Genomic DNA, 16910 nt, shown 5'->3' on the forward strand with positions numbered 1-16910 from the left:
TGACCGTTGAAAGTTCGATTAAAATTCAAAATGCGAAGAAATTTTATCTTGATAATCTTAAAGAAGTTACCCTCTGCACGAACAAACCTCACTTAATTGCAAGAAATTATAAAACCTCATATTTGTCAAATTAAATTGTATCTTTGAGAATAAGAATTTGTCGATTGTTGACAACAACTTAAAATCTTAAGTGGAGTCCAGAATCCACTAAAAAAAACGGGGCGTCTCCTGAAAAGCCATATGAGTAGGTAAAGAAATTTAAAAGCATGTTTAAGAAATTTACACTCACAGACAAATTACTCTTTATTTCAGCTATGCTCTCGCTGGTTTACGCCGAGATATTGTTTTTTACTGGAAATACAGATCAGGCGATTTTTATTGGGCTATGGGTTCCAAGTATTTTAGCATTTGGTATTTATTTGAAACTAATAAATAACAAAAATAATGACTGATTTTATACCCTATTTTGCCGGAATTATAACAATACTATTCGGTGTTGCTTTCAGTTATGCTCTTACTGACGGCTGGGATTTCAAAAAAGATAAAAAAAAATAAACTTTGTTTTTTTAAAATTTTATCTTTAGTCATAATCGAAAAATGAATACGTTTTTGAAACGAATCGGCCTTATGTAAAATACAGGGCTTGTGAAAACAGAGCTATTGATCTTGAAAAAGCAACTATAACGCAACAAATACAGAAAATGGGAACTGTTTTTTTAAACGTAATACAATTTGTTTTAGGACTATCCGTAGTCTATGTTTGGGTTTTTAGATTTGATAATGTAGCCAAAGAATTTAAACAATTTGGATTAAGTGATATCACCCGCAACTTTGTGGGAACATCTAAAATTGCCGTATCGACATTGCTCATTGCAGGTGTTTGGCACCCGTCATTAGTGCAAATTTCAGCTGTTTTTATGGGTTTATTTATGATTGCTGCTCAATATTTCCATTTCAAAATTAAAAATCCCTTTAGCAAACACCTACCTTCTTTAATTCTGTTGATTTTGTCTGCAATCATTGCAGTAGGTTCAACGCAATCATTTTGAAAGTGACGCTTCTCACACTTTGTGTGCTACTGTCAAGTTTTTCTTTTTATGCCTACATAATTTCTTATTTCATATCACCTCATATGAAAAACGAATTCAAACGTTTTAATTTAGAAAAGCTTGGCTTATTAACAATTATCATCGAATTTATTGGTGCGACGGGTTTATTATTAGGCTTAGTCCACAATATACTTTTAACATTATCGTCTCTAGGACTCTGTTTACTTATGTTGTGTGGTTTGATTGTAAGGATAAAATTAAAAGATAGCATCTGGATTTCGATACCAGCAGGATTTTTTATGTTGCTGAATTTATATATTTTCTTAGCATCGATAAAATAAATTCAAATTTCAATGCAACTCTAATTTAATAAATGCAGTAAAGACTATTCAATAATCGATTGAATTGGTGCGAGCTGCGGTGTATTCAACTTGCACCAAACAATTAAGTCTACATTTGCTTTGCTAATAATTTAGATTCGAGTCTAAAATGCAAACTGAAGATTCTTCTGCTGCCATTAAATAAAAAAAGAATAACAATTGATGAAGTTTTTAAGGATTTAGAAACTGTATTACTGCTCATTAAAAATTGAAAATTTCTCCTTTCGTAAATACGATAAGATTTTGATAGGTCCAATCCAATATTTAAAAATCATAAAACGGCACAGATTCCCTTTTAAACTGAAAATATTTTAAACTTTAAAACTGTAATCATCTAAACTTATCAATTGTGCTGCTCCTTAAAAATCCCAAACAACAAATCAGCTTCAATCATTCGCGTAGGTGATTTTTCAATCTCATGTAAAACACGCTTAATGGAAAAAGGATTTAGTCCTAATTTTAAACCTAACTGATACATAAATTCATGTTCACGGTCATGGTGATGGTTATCGCAATGCGAAAGTAAGGCTAAGCGATAAAAATGCTCAATACGTTTAAATTCCGACTTAAAAACCAAGAGTTCGTTTGGAATTGAAAATAATTCCTCAAAATCAGCGGCTCGAACTTTAAGTTCTTCAGCCACCATTTTGATAAACTCATACTCGCGGTCATGTAATTGTCCGTCAACTTTAGACAATTCAATCATGTCGCCCAATAAACTTAATTTTTCTTTGTAAGTAATCATAAAACCCTATTTTTGGCTAATTTAGTTTTTCCATTTAATTTATCAAAAAATGAAGTTAATTTTCTCGTTACGCCTACTACTAAGTTTACTCGTTTTTATGAGTCAGAATGTTTGGAGTCAAAAACGCTATGCAACTTTCGAGATAGAATCACCGCAACTGAAAACCACCAAAAAAATATGGGTATATCTCCCAAAAGACTATTCGAAACAAACCCGAAATTATCCGGTAATTTATATGCACGATGCTCAAAATCTGTTTGATGCCCAAACTTCTTATGCCGGCGAATGGAACGTGGATGAAACCTTAGATAGCTTAAAATTAAACGTCATTGTGATTGGTATCGAACACGGAAACGAAAAACGTTTGGAAGAATTGACACCCTATCAACATGAAAAATACGGTGGTGGTAATGCAGATGCGTATTTAGATTTTATTGTAACTTCGTTAAAACCGCACGTTGATAAAACCTATCGAACCAAAACAAAAGCCAAACACACCACTATTTTCGGTAGTTCGTTGGGCGGATTGGTTTCGTACTATGCGGTGTTAAAGTATGCGGAAGTATTTGAAAAAGCGGGTGTCTTCTCTCCTTCTTTTTGGTTTACAAATGATATTTTTGCGTTGACAGAAAACAAAGAAAAAATAAATGCAAAGCTCTATTTCCTCTGTGGCGACAGTGAAAGCGAAGACATGGTAAGTGATTTGACTAAAATGACCACTTTGGTTGAAAAACGAATGTATAAAAAATCAAATTTTAAACAAGTCATTATCAAAGATGGAAAACACAATGAAAAGTTGTGGCGGGAAAATTTTGGGGAAGCTGTTAGGTGGCTGTTAAAATAGTTGTTGTATTTGAAAACAGTTGTATTTGAAAACAGCTATTGAAAAATGAGTAAAAAATAATTTCTAAAATTCAAACTCCTTGCCATCCTCCGCCAAAAGTACATTTGTAAAAATAGTTTCTGCTTCTGTTTTAAACAGTTCAATGGATTCGTAACGGGTAGAGTAATGCCCAAGTACCAACTTTTTAACATTGGCTCTTAAAGCGATTGTAGCGGCTTGCTTGGCTGTTGTATGCATCGTTTTTTCAGCAAGATGAGATTCCTTTTCTAAAAAAGTAGCTTCATGATACAACACATCCACGTTTTCAATTAATGAAATTAAATTCTCGTCATAAACCGTATCCGAACAAAAAGCATAACTTTTTTCGTGTTCGGGGTCAAAAGTAATTTCGTGATTGGGAATAATTGTTCCATTATCTAAAGTGATATCTCCTCCGTATTTTATTTTTTGGTAGTAAACGACATCAATTCCAAGGTGTTGAATTTTATCAATGTTCAATTTTCGTTCTTTATTTTTTTCTTGGAATAAAAATCCGTTGGTGTAAATGCGGTGTTTGAGCGGAATGGTTTTAACGATAACTTTCTCATCTTCAAACAAAACTTCGCTTTCTTTTGACTCTAATTCATGGAAATAAAGGTTGTAACCCGTAAATGAATTTCCTGCTCGTAATTGCAACAATATAATTTCTTTCACACCTTTTGGGCCGTAAACGTGCAAATCACTTTCGCGATTAAGCAACATAAACGTAGAAATCAATCCCACCAAACCAAAAAAATGATCACCGTGTAAATGCGAAATAAAGATGTGATTGATTTTTGAGAATTTGATTTTGTTTTTCCGCAATTGCACTTGCGTTCCTTCTCCACAATCAATCAAAAACATACGGTTTTTAATTTCTAACACTTGTGAAGTTGGATTGGTGATGGTGCGTGGTGTGGCGGCGTAACAGCCGAGGATGGTAAGTTTCATAAGGAAGTTGTCGGTTGTCGGTTATTTGTTGTCGGTTAAAAACCCAAATCACGTTCAATTTCTTCCATTTCAATAATGTCGTGGGCTTCTAATAGTGTAGGAACAACGGTTAATTTGGTTGGAACATCATTAAAATTAATATCTTGAACCACCATGACAAATGATTTTTTTCCTTTTTTATGGGTTTTGGATAAATCATTGAACAATTGTATTTGTTTTAAATCCACATCCTTGTCTTTTGACATATCTAAAATGAGATTCTGACTTTTAAAACTAGTATGCTGCGAAGTGACTTTTTCAAGAAAAGCTTCGCAGTCACCTTGGGTGTTTTTTAAAATGGTAGTATGTCCTTTTTGTTCGACTTTCATGTATTTTAAGGTGCTGAGGTACTAAGGTTCTGAGGCTCTAAGTTACAAAAAATTATTTAATTTTAGAAGCCAAAAGGTAAATTACTGCCATTCTAATAGCGACACCGTTCTCAACTTGTTCCAAAATAACGGATTGTTTGGAGTCGGCTACATCACTTGTGATTTCAACTCCACGGTTGATTGGTCCGGGATGCATGATGACAATTTCTTTGCTAAGTGAATCCAAAAGTGCTTTATCTACACCATATTGTTGCGCATATTCTCTTGTTGATGGAAAATAATTGACATCCATTCGTTCGTTTTGCACACGAAGCATATTGGCTACATCGCACCATTCTAGAGCTTTTCTCAAATTGGGTTCAACCGAAACACCTAAACTTTCAATGTGTTTTGGGATTAGTGTTTTTGGTCCGCACACTTTCACTTCTGCTCCTTGCATTTGCAGCGCAAAAATATTTGAAAGTGCTACTCTGGAATGCAGAATATCACCCACAATTACAACCTTTTTTCCGCCTACTTCGCCTAATCGTTCTCTTATAGAATAACTGTCTAATAACGCTTGTGTAGGATGTTCGTGTGCTCCGTCTCCGGCATTGATAATACTTGCTTTTACATTTTTAGAAAGGAAATAAGCGGCTCCCGGATTGGCGTGACGCATGACGACCATATCCACTTTCATAGCCAAAATATTATTGACGGTATCAATTAAGGTTTCCCCTTTTTTGACGGATGATTGAGCCGCAGAAAAACTAATCACATCAGCAGAAAGTCTTTTTTGAGCCAGTTCGAATGATAATTTCGTCCGTGTACTGTTTTCAAAAAAGATATTGGCAATGGTAATATCCCGTAAAGACGGAACTTTTTTAATCGGACGATTAATCACTTCTTTAAAATGATCGGCTGTTTCAAAAATAAGTTGAATATCTTCCGGTTGAAGGTATTTTATGCCTAATAAATGGTTGACAGTTAGTTCAGACATTTTCAGGTGTTTGTGTGTTAGTAGTTACTAAATATACGGTGTCTTCGCCTTCATTTTCAGTCCAGCAAACTTTTACTTTTTCGTTGTTAATGGCATCCACTTGTCTTCCTCTGTAATCGGGTTGAATGGGCAAATGACGGCTAAATCGTCTATCAATGAGTACCAAAAGCTCAATTTCGCTTGGTCTTCCGAAGGATTGAATGGCAGTTAAAGCAGAACGAATGCTTCGGCCGGTATATAAAACATCATCAATAAAAATGACTTTTTTATCTTCTACAATAAAATCAATTTCGGTTTTGTTGGCTTCCAACGGTTTTTCGCCACGACGGAAATCATCTCTAAAAAAAGTGATGTCTAACAATCCGAATTGTATGGTGTTGATGTTGTATTCTTCCTGCAATAATTTAACAATCCGTTTGGCTAAAAAAGAACCACGCGGCTGTAATCCAATAATGATCGTATCTGTGAAATCAAGGTGTTTTTCAATCAGCTGACAGGCCAAACGATGGAGAATGATATTGACTTCTTTGGAAGTGAGCAATACTTTTTGACTCATGGTGGTGGTGTTTGGTGTGTAAAGATATAATTTTTTTTACGATTTGGATTTAAAAAAAATCCCGAAACAACGTCTCAGGATTCTATTTATCATTATGAATACATTTTCTTTCTTAATTCTTTTACTTTTTCATCTTCTAAATATTCATCAAAGGTCATATAGCGGTCGATTACTCCATTTGGTGTAATTTCAACTACGCGATTAGCAACAGTTTGAGCAAATTCGTGGTCATGTGTAGTAAACAATACCGAACCCTTGAAGTTCTTTAAGGAATTGTTGAACGCTTGAATCGATTCCAAGTCCAAGTGATTGGTTGGTTCGTCTAGCATTAAAACGTTGGCACGAAGCATCATCATTCTTGAAATCATACAACGTACTTTTTCTCCACCGGACAAAACACGACCGGTTTTGAGAGCTTCCTCACCGGAAAAAATCATTTTTCCTAAGAAGCCTCGCACATGAACTTCGTCGCGTTCTTCTTCGGTTTTTGCCCATTGGCGTAACCAATCTACTAAGGTTAAATCATTTTCAAAAAAGGAATGATTATCAGCAGGTAAATAGGATTGAATGGTTGTAATTCCCCAATCAAAAGTTCCGGAATCTGCTTTTAAGTTTCCGTTTAAAATCTCATAAAAAGCGGAAGTAGCTCGTGAATCTTTAGAAAAAACAACCACTTTATCACCTTTGGCCATGTTTAAATCGATGTTTTTAAACAACACTTCTCCTTCTTGAGAAGTACTCAAACCAACCACATTTAAAATTTGATCACCGGCTTCTCGCTCTTGGTCAAAAATAATGGCTGGATATCTTCTACTCGAAGGTTTTATTTCATCTAAATTTAATTTTTCAATCATTTTTTTACGGGAAGTAGCTTGTTTTGATTTGGCTACATTGGCACTAAAACGACGGATAAATTCTTCTAATTCAGCTTTCTTCTCCTCTGCTTTTTTGTTTTGTTGTGCTCGTTGTTTGGCGGCTAATTGGCTACTTTCATACCAAAAAGTATAGTTTCCTGAATAATGGGTTATTTTTCCGAAGTCGATATCCGAAACATGCGTACAAACTGCATCTAAAAAGTGACGATCATGCGAGACAACCAAAACGGTGTTCTCATAATTGGCTAAGAAATTCTCTAACCATCCAATGGTTTCAAAATCCAAATCGTTGGTAGGCTCATCCATAATCAAGACGTCAGGATTCCCAAAAAGAGCTTGAGCTAAAAGGACACGAACTTTCAATTTCCCTTCCAATTCACCCATTAAATTATAGTGGTAATCAGCAGAAATTCCTAAATTTGAAAGCATTGAAGCCGCATCTGAATCGGCATTCCAACCATTCATTTCTTCAAATTGCACTTGCAATTCACCAATTTTATCGGCATTGCTATCATTATAATCGGCATACAACGCATCCATTTCTGTTTTAACGGCATATAAAACTTTATTCCCCATTAGAACCGTTTCCAACACCGTATGTTCATCAAACATATTGTGATTTTGGTTTAAAACCGACATTCTTTTTCCGGGTTCCAAAATTATACGACCGGAGGTTGGATCCATATCGCCTGAAATAATTTTCATAAACGTGGATTTTCCTGCACCATTTGCCCCTATAATTCCGTAGCAATTGCCTTGTGTGAAGGTTACATTTACTTCGTCAAACAAAATTCTTTTGCCAAACTGAACCGATAAATTTGAAACTGTCAACATGTGTTTTCTATATTTTAAAAAGCGTTGCAAAAGTAGAAAAAATAAAGCACTTTTAAACCACAGTTATTTAGAATAAATATAGGTTTAATTTAACTGTCTGTTAACAAGATATAAACGGTAGAAAAAATACTTTTGCTATAATCTAATACCACATAATGATTGCCTATTCAAAAAAAATACTTTCCTTCTTACCCATTTCCATACTGTTTGTAGTTATTGGATGTCAAAAAGAATTTGACAAAGATAATTATACAGCTTATTTTGGTGGTGAAGTAATTAATCCCAAAAGTAACTTTGTCTTGTTTCTAAAAGACGATGAAGTTATTGATACTCTTTTTTTGGATAAAAACAATCGATTTATTAAGAAATTTGATTCGTTAACTCCCGGTTTATATACTTTTAAGCATGAACCTGAATATCAATATGTTTACTTTGATAAAAACGACAGTTTAATGGTTCGCATTAATCCGATTGAATTTGATGAATCGATAGTGTTTTGTGGCCGCGGTGATGAAAAGAATAACTTTTTGATGGAACTTTATCTCAAAAATGAAGACGACAAAAATAAAATGTTTGATGTTTTTGATTATGATGTAGATAAATTTATCTCAAATTGTGATTCATCCTACGACAGTAAAGCAAAGTTTTATAATTCCAAAAAAGAGAAAATTAAATGGAATGATGACTTTGATTTGTATGCGAAAACAATGCTGAAATTTCATCATTTTTCTAAGAAAGAAATTTATCCGATGGCTCACAAAATGAGAACGGGTGCAAATGTTGCGAATAAGCTCCCTGCCAATTATTACAACCATAGAAATGAAGTTGATTTTAACAATAAGTCATTAGTAAATTATTCGCCCTTTGTTCGATACTTAACCCATTTTTTAGGAAATGTTTCCTTTAGTCAACCCATTTCATCAAATTTGGAGGACGAAGATTTAGTGCAACACATTCACAAATTAAACATTGCCGATACGCTTTTTAAGAATGAGAAAATAAAAAATAGAATTCTTGACAATATTGCTTTTTCCTATTTATTAGAAGATCAAAATATTGTGAATAATCAAAAATTCCTAGCACGTTACAACCAACTGTCCACAGATAAAGGCAAACAAAACGAGATTAATAAAATCGGTTCTTCCATACAATACCTGTCACTTGGAAATGATTTACCAGCCGTTACGCTGATTGATTTAAATGGTAATAAAATCAATAGTCAAACCATTTTAAACAAAAAAACTGTTATTTTCTTTTGGACAGAAAATGCAGAATCACATTTATTAGCCGTTCACAAAAAGGCATTGGATTTTCACAAAAACAATCCTGATTATCAGTTTGTAGCTATTAATATTGATGAAGATCAAACGAAATGGAAAAAAGTGTTAGAAAATCACAGATTTGGAACGATCAATGAATTTAGAGCCGATAATTTTGAAGAATTAAAAGATAAATGGGTAATTACAAAATTGCACCGCACCATCATTTTAGATGAAACCGGAAAAATTCATAATGGTTTTGTAAACCTGTTTGATGTGAAATTTGCAGAGAATTTAAAATAGAAAAATTATAAAATAGAAAATCCCGTCACTTGAAAAAATTACGGGATTTTTTTATGTTTAAAAACTATTGATTTGCTTTTGCATGATCGGCTAAAAACTGAGCCAAACCAATATCTGTTAACGGATGTTTTAACAATCCTAAAATGGCTGATAATGGTCCGGTCATTACATCGGCACCAATTTTTGCACAATTCACAATGTGCATTGTGTGACGAACTGAAGCAGCCAAAATTTGTGTATCATAACCATAGTTGTCATAAATATCACGGATTTCTTCGATAAGAGCTAAACCATCAGTAGAAACATCATCCAACCTTCCAATAAATGGCGAAACATACGTAGCTCCTGCTTTCGCTGCTAACAAAGCTTGTCCGGCAGAAAAAACCAACGTTACATTCGTTTTTACTCCTCTATCTGAGAAATATTTACATGCTTTGATACCTTCTTTAGTCATTGGTAATTTTACAACGATTTGATCGTGTAATTCCGATAACTCTTCGCCTTCTTTTATCATTCCGTCATAATCGGTTGCGATTACTTCGGCACTTACATCGCCGGTTACAATGTTACAAATATCTACATAATGCTTTAAAACATTATTCTTTCCGCTGATGCCTTCTTTGGCCATCAAAGACGGATTGGTTGTTACTCCATCTAAAACACCCAAAGCCTGAGCTTCTTTGATTTGATCGAGGTTGGCGGTGTCAATAAAAAATTTCATATGTGAGTTGTGTTTAAATTCGGATGCAAAGTTACTATTTTTGTTTCAAGTTTCAAGTTTCAAGTTTCAAGTTTCAAGTTTTTCTTCAAACAAGCGTTCAATTTATCTCACGTAAAGTCGCAAAGTCGCAAAAACTACGTCCGGAAATTTGCGTCTTTGCGTCTTTGCGAGATTTTCTTTCATTTTTTCAATGCGAGAAAATTAGAGAGATGGAGCAACAACCACAATTTAAAGTTTGTAATGCCTCATCAACATTTTTTCATACATTTTATCAGGCAAAATTCGTTTTAAAACAACTGAAAAACGTTGCATAAAACTCCCAACTTTATAATGAACATTCGGTTTGGAAGTTTCAATTATTTTATGAATTGCAAAGGCCATTTCGTTGGGATTACTACCTGAATCAACGTGTTCATCCATCATTTTTAGTGTATTTCCATAAGGAATTTCGTAAGATGATTCATCATTTAAAGGAGCATGATAACGACCTGAAGCTATATTGGTAGCAAAATCACCGGGAGCCACATTGGTTAATTGAATGCCGAACGATTTGACTTCCATTCGAATGGCTTCGGTAATGAGTTCCAACGCACCTTTGGAGGCAGAATACACACTCCGATAAGGCAAACCCATATAACCGGCAATAGAAGTAATATTGATTATTAAGCCTGATTTTTGACTTCTCATTTGAGGCAAAACAGCTTTTATCACTTCAATCGGACCAAAAAAATTGGTTTCAAAATTGTTTTTGATTTCTTGGGTTGGAATTTCTTCAAGCGGACCGGTAATTCCGACTCCGGCATTATTGATGACAACATCCAATTTGCCTTCTTTTTGAATTAATTCGGAAATGGCATTTTTAATACTGTTCACATCACGTACATCCAATTCTAACAATTGAAAAACGGAATCTTTCACTTGATTAGGATTTCTACTTGTTCCATAAACAACATAGCCTTTTTGATGTAGAAAAGTGCCAATTGATTTACCAATTCCGCTGGAACCGCCAGTGATGAGAATTACTTTTGACATGGTTGGGTTTAAAAAGCAAATATAGTGAAAAAGTTATCGGCTGTCGGTTGTCGGTTTTCTGTTATTTGTTATTTGTTAACCTTGCTCCTCAACGAGTTCTAAAAAAGATTTCCTATGAAAAGGCAAATGTCTTGACTTTGCGAAATTTAAAGTAGTAAAAATAAAGTAAGAAATTGTCGAAATTTTATTATTTTTATGTAAAATTATACGCTACTAAGGAAAGATATGGCATTAGATAGCAAAGCTTAATTTATTAATGAAATACAAAAGTAATGACTACCTTACATTCCGCAAAGTCCGGAGACATTTGCGGAGCGTCGTTACTAAGCAGACTTTGTGAAGCGGAGGTTTGAACTCAAGCATTTCAACTGCATCAGCAATTTCAAGTAAAGCACAAACTATACCAACAATCATAATAAATATTCAACAATGATGTCCTATTTAACATTAATAACATTATCACTTGTATTTAATAATACAGTTTTAGTAGAAGGAAAAGGTTTTAAAGGTTATATATTTTCTAAGGAATATAAGAACAAGTATTTTGTGAGAGACACTGATAAATTATTTACTCCAACAATAGAAAATATTATGGAGGTTGAAAAGTTATTAAATCAAAAATCAAAAGATATAAAACGCAATAAATTATCAACCGAAAACAAATGTTGGAATTATAATAAATTATGTAAATATAACAGACAATATTTTGGTGAAATTGATGAGAACGGCAACAAAATGATTTTTGTAAACTTCATTTTGAAAAAATCAACACCTGAATATTGGAATAAAGATGTTGTTATAGTTTTAGATGATAGTTGTGATTATGTTTGGAATGATAAAATCAAAATTGATGATGTCCAAAACTAAGATGAACTAAAATCCAAAACTTAACCCAAGTAAATCAATACTTAAATAAAATTTAAATCCAAAAGGCAAAGGTAATAGTTTGCCTTATTTGATTTAAAAATTGCTTTATACTTTCAGAAGCTAAAAAAAGACATTACTGTAAAAAATAATTATTAAACTTTCACAAAAAAATTCCCAACCCCGAACCCTCGCTCAAAACCACTTCCCCATTCACAATTTTTGAACCATTAAACAAATCATTCGCAATTAAATTAGCTCCATCCAAATCTAAATAATCAGCAAAAGAAGCTAATGCAATTCCAGCAGAAATACCAACTGTTGATTCTGTCATGCATCCAATCATAATTTTGAAATTCATTGCTTTTGCTTTTTGAATAATGTCTAAAGAAGGTGTCAATCCACCGCATTTCATCACTTTTATATTCAAGGTTTTGTAATGAGGTTGTAACAATTCCAAATCATCAATACTTTGCAAATCTTCATCCGCCATCCAATTGGCATAACTAGTTTGCGATAAATTTCTGTAATTATCTGTACCTTTTGGCATCGGTTGTTCGAAATATAAGAATTTTGCAGAAAGCGGATCATTTTGAATGAATTCACATATTTCCAATGAAAAACTGCCATTGGAATCGATGCTGATTTTTTTTCCTGTAGCCAACAATTTATCCCGCAAGGAAGTAGACCACGAATTGACTTTTACTTTACAAAATTCCCAATCCGAATCAATGATTTTCTTGAGCTGAACGGCTTCCTCATCCATGCTAATCGTAATGGAAGATGGAGGAAAATATGTTATTTTTATTTGATTAAGTTCAGCAAATGTTTTGTTTTCTAACTTTCCATACAAATCCCAAAACGCACAATCTATTGCCGATTGTAAAAAAGGATGTAATAAAAAAGCTTGAAGTTTCTTGAAAAAATTAAATGGATGTTCAATCAGAAAATTGCTGAAAATGGGCTGAATTCGTTCTAAATCATTCACAAAATCATCCAAATGAATGTGATAATAATCAATTTCGGTACATTCCCCAAAACCGGTTTTTCCATTAAAATCGATTGAAATAATTAACGCTTTTCTGAAATGATAAACACCGTAAGCAATTTTGAAAGGTTCTTTCAGTTGGTGGTGCACTATTTTCCAATTTAATTGCATAGGATGTAATTAGGAAAATTTCTGAAAGTTTAAAGGAAAGAGTTGAACTGCACTCAAAAGAATCTGAAACAAGTTGGATACAAGAATCTGAAACGAGTTCAGATTAAAAATGGCAAGCGACCTACATCGCACCGCTACAACCACATACCTTTGCTGTGTTCCCACCCTGGAGGAGTTTGCAGGAGCTGGTCGTGTAGGACTTGCCACTGCAAATATACAATCTTTTTATATTTTTACAAGGAAAATAGTTCGATTCAAATTGTTATATTTGTCAATATTATTCAGAAATTCATATGAAAAACTATAACTTATTCTCATTCATTTTATTAGCCATTCTTTTTGCAAGTTGTGAAGACTCAAAAAAAGATAAATCAGGTTTGTTTTTATTGAATACTACTCAATCAAAAGCACAATTTTCAACGGATGAAAAAGCTACTTTGACTATTTCAAACACCAAAAACAAAACAATAGACAGCATTGTTTATTTCGCTAATGATAAAAAAGTGGGAACTGTTACCGGTGCAAAAAACGTCGAATTTACATTAACCGATGAAAAATTAGGTTACCAAAACCTAAAAGCGTTGGTTTATTATGAAAATGACTATGCCGAAGCGACACACCGCATAGAACTAATTTCTGCAATTAAAGAACCCAAATTACTTAAATATACGTTAGTAAACACCTATCCACACGACATCAAAGCCTACACGCAAGGACTGGAGTTTCACCGTGACACCTTGTACGAAGGAACCGGAAACGGAGCAGGAAATACTACCGGATTAAAAGGAATTTCAAGCTTACGCAAAACCAATTACAAAACCGGAGAAGTCTATAAAAAAGTAGAACATCCACAAGAAATCTTTGGAGAAGGCATAACCATTTTAAATAATAAAGTGTACCAATTAACTTGGCAAAATTTAATTGGTTTTATTTATGACGCAGATACTTTTAAAGAAATCAAACGTTTCAATTACTCCAAACGAATTCAAGGCTGGGGATTATGCAACGACGGAAAAATGCTATATCAATCAGATGGTACGGAGAAAATTTACTTCTTAAATCCGGAATCCCTTCAAATTGAAGGAAATATCAACGTGTATTCCGGTGCCAATAAAATCAAATCGGTGAACGAATTAGAATGGATCGATGGAAAAATCTACGGAAACATATACCAAAAAGATGCGATTGCCATCATTAATCCAAAAAACGGAGCAATAGAATCAGTAATTTATTTGGGTGATTTAAAAAAATTGGTTTCGCAACACCCGGATATTGATGTGTTAAACGGTATTGCTTATAACCCGAAAACCAAAACACTTTTTGTAACGGGTAAGAATTGGGATAAAATGTTTGAGATAAGGGTGGAGGAATAGATTTCGGTTGTCGGTTTTCCGTTCTCAGTTGTCTGAAAAAACCGATTGACAAAATTTTCAATCTTTGTAAAAAAAAGAATTTTGTTTTACCTTTGTTAAAATTCCATGAAACATGAACTACAGAATATCATTTCAGGAAAGAGCCAAGTTAGGCATGGAGATGCTATCCAAAAGATTGCCAATTACCTTAGAAGAAGCAAGGGATCAGGTAGCAAGACTAAAGAAAAAAAGCAAATCAAAAGTCAAGAAACAGCGACTATAAGTCGGTTTTGTGATGAAAACAATTTTTGGTTTAATGAAATTGATATAACTTCTTTTGTATCAAGCGGTGCAGAACAGAAAGTTTACCTTCAAGATGAATTTCAGGTTTTTAAGTTAAACGACTCTATTTATTATGAAACATGGGAAGATTATTTTTCTAACTTATTATTGAATAATTATTTCTTTCCAGATACTGCCTACAAACTAATTGGGTTTTACGAATCTGAATCAGTATTGTACGCAGTCGTACAACAGCCATTTATAAAGTTTGATCAGGTGACTTCTTTAGAAAATGTCAAAAGTTTCTTAGAAGCAAATGGGTTTAAAAACAAAAAAAACAATGATTATTATCATCCTGAATGGGGCATCATTTTAGAAGATTTACATGATGAAAATGTCTTGACTTATGAAGGAAATCTCTATTTTATTGATACTGTTTTTTATTTAACTGAAGAGTTTTATAAATAAATCAGATTACCTTTTTAGTATCCAATAAATTTGAACTATTTCTTTTTTAAACCCTTTTGAATTTCATCATACATGTTTTTCATTCTTATTTCAGTAGTCTCTCTTTCATTACCACAAAAATAAAAAAGGCCATTGCTTTTTCTTCTATCTAAATATTGGAGAGCTTGTTCAAATTCATGTTCTTCAATTGCAATTGCTGCAAGTGACATTAGACTGTCATTAATCGTAAATTTCCATTTGTTATTTTCTAAATTCAAAATACTAAGAAACATTTCTTTCGCTGCTTTTTTATTGTCTAGTTGATATTCAAAATGAGCTTTCTCATAGAGAGCAAGCACATAATAATCTGAATAAGGATAATTAGTTATTAAATCATTAAAATAAACCAATGCCTGTGAAACAATAAAATTATATGTTTCTTGTGTTACTTTTTTCCGCTCAAGATTAGTTGAATTTAAATTTTCAAAGAAATAATAATCTTCATGTAAAAGAGCTATAATAGCCTGACCCTTTTCGTAAAGAATTTTATCTTCCATTGACTTACTTTCTTGTCCGAAGAAAAGATTTGTAATTAGTAGAAATAATAAAACTGTTAGTTTATGCACGTCTTAATTTTTAATATCAATAATAGAACTAATTTATTGAAAAAATATTGCAATCCTAATTCTAAGTGACGAAAAACCGACAACTGTCAACAGACAACAGCTCCTAATGAAACTCCCCAAACACCTTTGTCGCTTCATTATAAGCACTTTCAAAACTCATCGGGCTGGTGTTGGTATTTTCTTTTTGGGTAGTAAAATAAGATAGTAATTTCTCCGTAGGCATATTTCCGGTGAGGTCGTCTTTCGCCATGGGGCAACCACCAAAACCTTGAATGGCACCATCAAATCGGCGGCAACCGGCTTTGTAGGCAGCATCCACTTTTTCAAACCATTTATCGGGTGTGGTGTGCAAATGAGCTCCAAACTCAATTTCGGGATATTTTGTGATGAGATTGGAGAATAAATAATCTATAACTTCGGGGGTTGAGCTGCCAACTGTGTCGGAAAGTGATAAAATTTTCACGCCCATTCCTGCCATTTTTTCTGTCCACTCGCCTACTATCTCCACGTTCCACGGATCGCCGTACGGATTTCCGAAACCCATTGATAAATAAGCCACGACTTCTTTGTTAGATTTGTCGGCTATTTCTAAAATTTCATTTAAGGTTACAATTGATTCCGCAATCGTTTTGTGTGTATTTCGCATCTGAAAATTCTCTGAAATCGAAAACGGAAAACCTAAATACTGAATTTCTTTGTGCACCGCTGCCAGTTCTGCCCCTTTTGTATTGGCAATAATAGCCAACAATTTACTTCGGGTTTGCGACAAATCTAATCGAGCCAAAACCTCAGCTGTATCAACCATTTGCGGAATAGCTTTTGGTGAAACAAAACTCCCAAAGTCCAATGTATCAAAGCCAACTCGCAAAAGTGATTGCAAATAGGTGACCTTTCTTTCCGTAGGAATAAACGTTTTAATGCCTTGCATGGCATCGCGTGGACATTCAATTATTTTTACTGGTTGCATAGGTGTTCAAATATAGGGAAGTATTTTGGAATTTGAAAAGGGTTTAAAAGTTTAAAGGGTTAAAAGTTTAAGAGGGAACACGGATTTGGAAAATTAGGAAAATTGATAAAATGCTTTAAAGGGTTAAAAGTTTTAGAGGGAACACGGATTTGCAAAATTAGGAAAATTGATAAAATGGTTTAGAGGGTTAAAAGTTTAAGAGGGAACACGGATGTGGAAAATTGAAGGAATTGTAAAAAATGTGGCAAAAGAAAGCGTATGACAATTATCATTTTATTCTTCATCCAATCCGCTTACTT

The 16910-nt window shown here is 33.6% G+C and carries 18 protein-coding genes and 1 other RNA gene; 7 read left to right on the forward strand and 12 right to left on the reverse strand.

Annotated features, from left to right (window positions below; all coding sequences use genetic code 11):
* The first annotated feature begins 701 nt into the window (after window positions 1-701).
* Entirely contained in the window at window positions 702-1049 is a 348-nt protein-coding gene (locus B0I10_RS00530) for a DoxX family protein (RefSeq protein WP_112084536.1), read from the forward strand.
* Window positions 1050-1072: 23 nt separating this feature from the next.
* The gene (locus B0I10_RS15880) at window positions 1073-1390 is read left to right on the forward strand and encodes a DoxX family protein (protein ID WP_394336148.1); all 318 of its coding nucleotides are present in this window, start codon (window positions 1073-1075) and stop codon (window positions 1388-1390) included.
* Between the two features lie 382 nt (window positions 1391-1772).
* Here B0I10_RS15880 and B0I10_RS00540 read toward each other — a convergent pair whose 3' ends face one another.
* Window positions 1773-2174, reverse strand: coding sequence for a TerB family tellurite resistance protein (locus B0I10_RS00540; RefSeq protein WP_112084537.1), 402 nt, complete (start codon window positions 2172-2174; stop codon window positions 1773-1775).
* A 49-nt stretch (window positions 2175-2223) separates the two neighbouring features.
* On the opposite strand from B0I10_RS00540, the gene B0I10_RS00545 reads away from it, so the two are divergent.
* A complete protein-coding gene (locus B0I10_RS00545; protein ID WP_112084538.1) occupies window positions 2224-3018 on the forward strand; it encodes an alpha/beta hydrolase in 795 nt (264 codons plus the stop codon).
* A gap of 63 nt (window positions 3019-3081) precedes the next feature.
* Here the strand turns inward: B0I10_RS00545 and B0I10_RS00550 are convergent, their stop codons facing one another.
* The 5 genes from B0I10_RS00550 to B0I10_RS00570 all read right to left on the reverse strand — a co-directional run bounded on the left by B0I10_RS00550 (window position 3082) and on the right by B0I10_RS00570 (window position 7599).
* Window positions 3082-3987, reverse strand: coding sequence for a ribonuclease Z (locus B0I10_RS00550; protein WP_112084539.1), 906 nt, complete (start codon window positions 3985-3987; stop codon window positions 3082-3084).
* Between the two features lie 35 nt (window positions 3988-4022).
* Window positions 4023-4355 carry a ribonuclease Z gene (locus B0I10_RS00555; protein WP_112084540.1) on the reverse strand — a complete coding sequence of 111 codons (333 nt, stop codon included), beginning with the start codon at window positions 4353-4355 and terminating at the stop codon, window positions 4023-4025.
* A 52-nt stretch (window positions 4356-4407) separates the two neighbouring features.
* A complete protein-coding gene (locus tag B0I10_RS00560) occupies window positions 4408-5334 on the reverse strand; it encodes an aspartate carbamoyltransferase catalytic subunit (RefSeq protein ID WP_112084541.1) in 927 nt (308 codons plus the stop codon).
* Window positions 5327-5890: a bifunctional pyr operon transcriptional regulator/uracil phosphoribosyltransferase PyrR gene (gene pyrR / locus B0I10_RS00565; RefSeq protein WP_112084542.1), complete on the reverse strand. Its 564-nt coding sequence runs from the start codon at window positions 5888-5890 to the stop codon at window positions 5327-5329. Before pyrR ends, B0I10_RS00560 begins: the two co-directional genes overlap by 8 nt.
* A gap of 92 nt (window positions 5891-5982) precedes the next feature.
* Entirely contained in the window at window positions 5983-7599 is a 1617-nt protein-coding gene (locus B0I10_RS00570; protein WP_112084543.1) for an ABC-F family ATP-binding cassette domain-containing protein, read from the reverse strand.
* A gap of 1058 nt (window positions 7600-8657) precedes the next feature.
* Between B0I10_RS00570 and B0I10_RS15885 the strand changes: the two genes are divergently transcribed.
* Window positions 8658-9161: a TlpA family protein disulfide reductase gene (locus B0I10_RS15885; protein ID WP_394336149.1), complete on the forward strand. Its 504-nt coding sequence runs from the start codon at window positions 8658-8660 to the stop codon at window positions 9159-9161.
* A 64-nt stretch (window positions 9162-9225) separates the two neighbouring features.
* Here B0I10_RS15885 and fsa read toward each other — a convergent pair whose 3' ends face one another.
* Window positions 9226-9882 (reverse strand): fructose-6-phosphate aldolase, encoded by a 657-nt coding sequence (fsa, locus tag B0I10_RS00580; protein ID WP_112084545.1) that lies wholly within the window; start codon window positions 9880-9882, stop codon window positions 9226-9228.
* Between the two features lie 228 nt (window positions 9883-10110).
* Window positions 10111-10914, reverse strand: coding sequence for an SDR family oxidoreductase (locus B0I10_RS00585; protein WP_112084546.1), 804 nt, complete (start codon window positions 10912-10914; stop codon window positions 10111-10113).
* Window positions 10915-11343: 429 nt separating this feature from the next.
* Between B0I10_RS00585 and B0I10_RS00590 the strand changes: the two genes are divergently transcribed.
* Entirely contained in the window at window positions 11344-11781 is a 438-nt protein-coding gene (locus tag B0I10_RS00590; RefSeq protein ID WP_146740282.1) for a hypothetical protein, read from the forward strand.
* Between the two features lie 160 nt (window positions 11782-11941).
* On the opposite strand, the gene B0I10_RS00595 is transcribed toward B0I10_RS00590, so the two are convergent.
* Both B0I10_RS00595 and ffs read right to left on the reverse strand, forming a co-directional pair.
* A complete protein-coding gene (locus B0I10_RS00595) occupies window positions 11942-12937 on the reverse strand; it encodes an enolase C-terminal domain-like protein (RefSeq protein WP_112084548.1) in 996 nt (331 codons plus the stop codon).
* A 108-nt stretch (window positions 12938-13045) separates the two neighbouring features.
* An RNA gene (ffs, locus tag B0I10_RS00600) (signal recognition particle sRNA small type) lies at window positions 13046-13143 on the reverse strand.
* A gap of 87 nt (window positions 13144-13230) precedes the next feature.
* On the opposite strand from ffs, the gene B0I10_RS00605 reads away from it, so the two are divergent.
* The gene (locus B0I10_RS00605; RefSeq protein ID WP_112084549.1) at window positions 13231-14310 is read left to right on the forward strand and encodes a glutaminyl-peptide cyclotransferase; all 1080 of its coding nucleotides are present in this window, start codon (window positions 13231-13233) and stop codon (window positions 14308-14310) included.
* Window positions 14311-14415: 105 nt separating this feature from the next.
* The gene (locus B0I10_RS00610) at window positions 14416-15039 is read left to right on the forward strand and encodes a putative polyvalent protein kinase domain-containing protein (protein ID WP_112084550.1); all 624 of its coding nucleotides are present in this window, start codon (window positions 14416-14418) and stop codon (window positions 15037-15039) included.
* Between the two features lie 35 nt (window positions 15040-15074).
* Here the strand turns inward: B0I10_RS00610 and B0I10_RS00615 are convergent, their stop codons facing one another.
* Both B0I10_RS00615 and B0I10_RS00620 read right to left on the reverse strand, forming a co-directional pair.
* Window positions 15075-15575, reverse strand: a complete 501-nt coding sequence (locus B0I10_RS00615) for a tetratricopeptide repeat protein (RefSeq protein WP_112084551.1) — start codon at window positions 15573-15575, stop codon at window positions 15075-15077.
* Between the two features lie 172 nt (window positions 15576-15747).
* Complete coding sequence (locus B0I10_RS00620) at window positions 15748-16611, reverse strand: hydroxymethylglutaryl-CoA lyase (protein ID WP_112084552.1); 864 nt, start codon at window positions 16609-16611, stop codon at window positions 15748-15750.
* Window positions 16612-16910 lie beyond the last annotated feature (299 nt).

Origin of the sequence: Flavobacterium lacus, assembly GCF_003268815.1 — a bacterium.
Taxonomy (GTDB): Bacteria; Bacteroidota; Bacteroidia; order Flavobacteriales; family Flavobacteriaceae; genus Flavobacterium; species Flavobacterium lacus.

Bases quoted from the DNA above. Each gene is read 5' to 3' on its own strand.
- fsa (WP_112084545.1), bottom strand. From the start codon at position 9,882: ATGAAATTTTTTATTGACACCGCCAACCTCGATCAAATCAAAGAAGCT.
- B0I10_RS00595 (WP_112084548.1), bottom strand. From the start codon at position 12,937: ATGCAATTAAATTGGAAAATAGTGCACCACCAACTGAAAGAACCTTTC.
- B0I10_RS00605 (WP_112084549.1), top strand. From the start codon at position 13,231: ATGAAAAACTATAACTTATTCTCATTCATTTTATTAGCCATTCTTTTT.
- B0I10_RS00545 (WP_112084538.1), top strand. From the start codon at position 2,224: ATGAAGTTAATTTTCTCGTTACGCCTACTACTAAGTTTACTCGTTTTT.
- B0I10_RS00585 (WP_112084546.1), bottom strand. From the start codon at position 10,914: ATGTCAAAAGTAATTCTCATCACTGGCGGTTCCAGCGGAATTGGTAAA.
- B0I10_RS00550 (WP_112084539.1), bottom strand. From the start codon at position 3,987: ATGAAACTTACCATCCTCGGCTGTTACGCCGCCACACCACGCACCATC.
- B0I10_RS00570 (WP_112084543.1), bottom strand. From the start codon at position 7,599: ATGTTGACAGTTTCAAATTTATCGGTTCAGTTTGGCAAAAGAATTTTG.
- B0I10_RS00540 (WP_112084537.1), bottom strand. From the start codon at position 2,174: ATGATTACTTACAAAGAAAAATTAAGTTTATTGGGCGACATGATTGAA.
- B0I10_RS00560 (WP_112084541.1), bottom strand. From the start codon at position 5,334: ATGTCTGAACTAACTGTCAACCATTTATTAGGCATAAAATACCTTCAA.
- B0I10_RS00530 (WP_112084536.1), top strand. From the start codon at position 702: ATGGGAACTGTTTTTTTAAACGTAATACAATTTGTTTTAGGACTATCC.
- B0I10_RS00610 (WP_112084550.1), top strand. From the start codon at position 14,416: ATGAAACATGAACTACAGAATATCATTTCAGGAAAGAGCCAAGTTAGG.
- pyrR (WP_112084542.1), bottom strand. From the start codon at position 5,890: ATGAGTCAAAAAGTATTGCTCACTTCCAAAGAAGTCAATATCATTCTC.
- B0I10_RS00590 (WP_146740282.1), top strand. From the start codon at position 11,344: ATGATGTCCTATTTAACATTAATAACATTATCACTTGTATTTAATAAT.
- B0I10_RS00555 (WP_112084540.1), bottom strand. From the start codon at position 4,355: ATGAAAGTCGAACAAAAAGGACATACTACCATTTTAAAAAACACCCAA.
- B0I10_RS00615 (WP_112084551.1), bottom strand. From the start codon at position 15,575: ATGGAAGATAAAATTCTTTACGAAAAGGGTCAGGCTATTATAGCTCTT.
- B0I10_RS00620 (WP_112084552.1), bottom strand. From the start codon at position 16,611: ATGCAACCAGTAAAAATAATTGAATGTCCACGCGATGCCATGCAAGGC.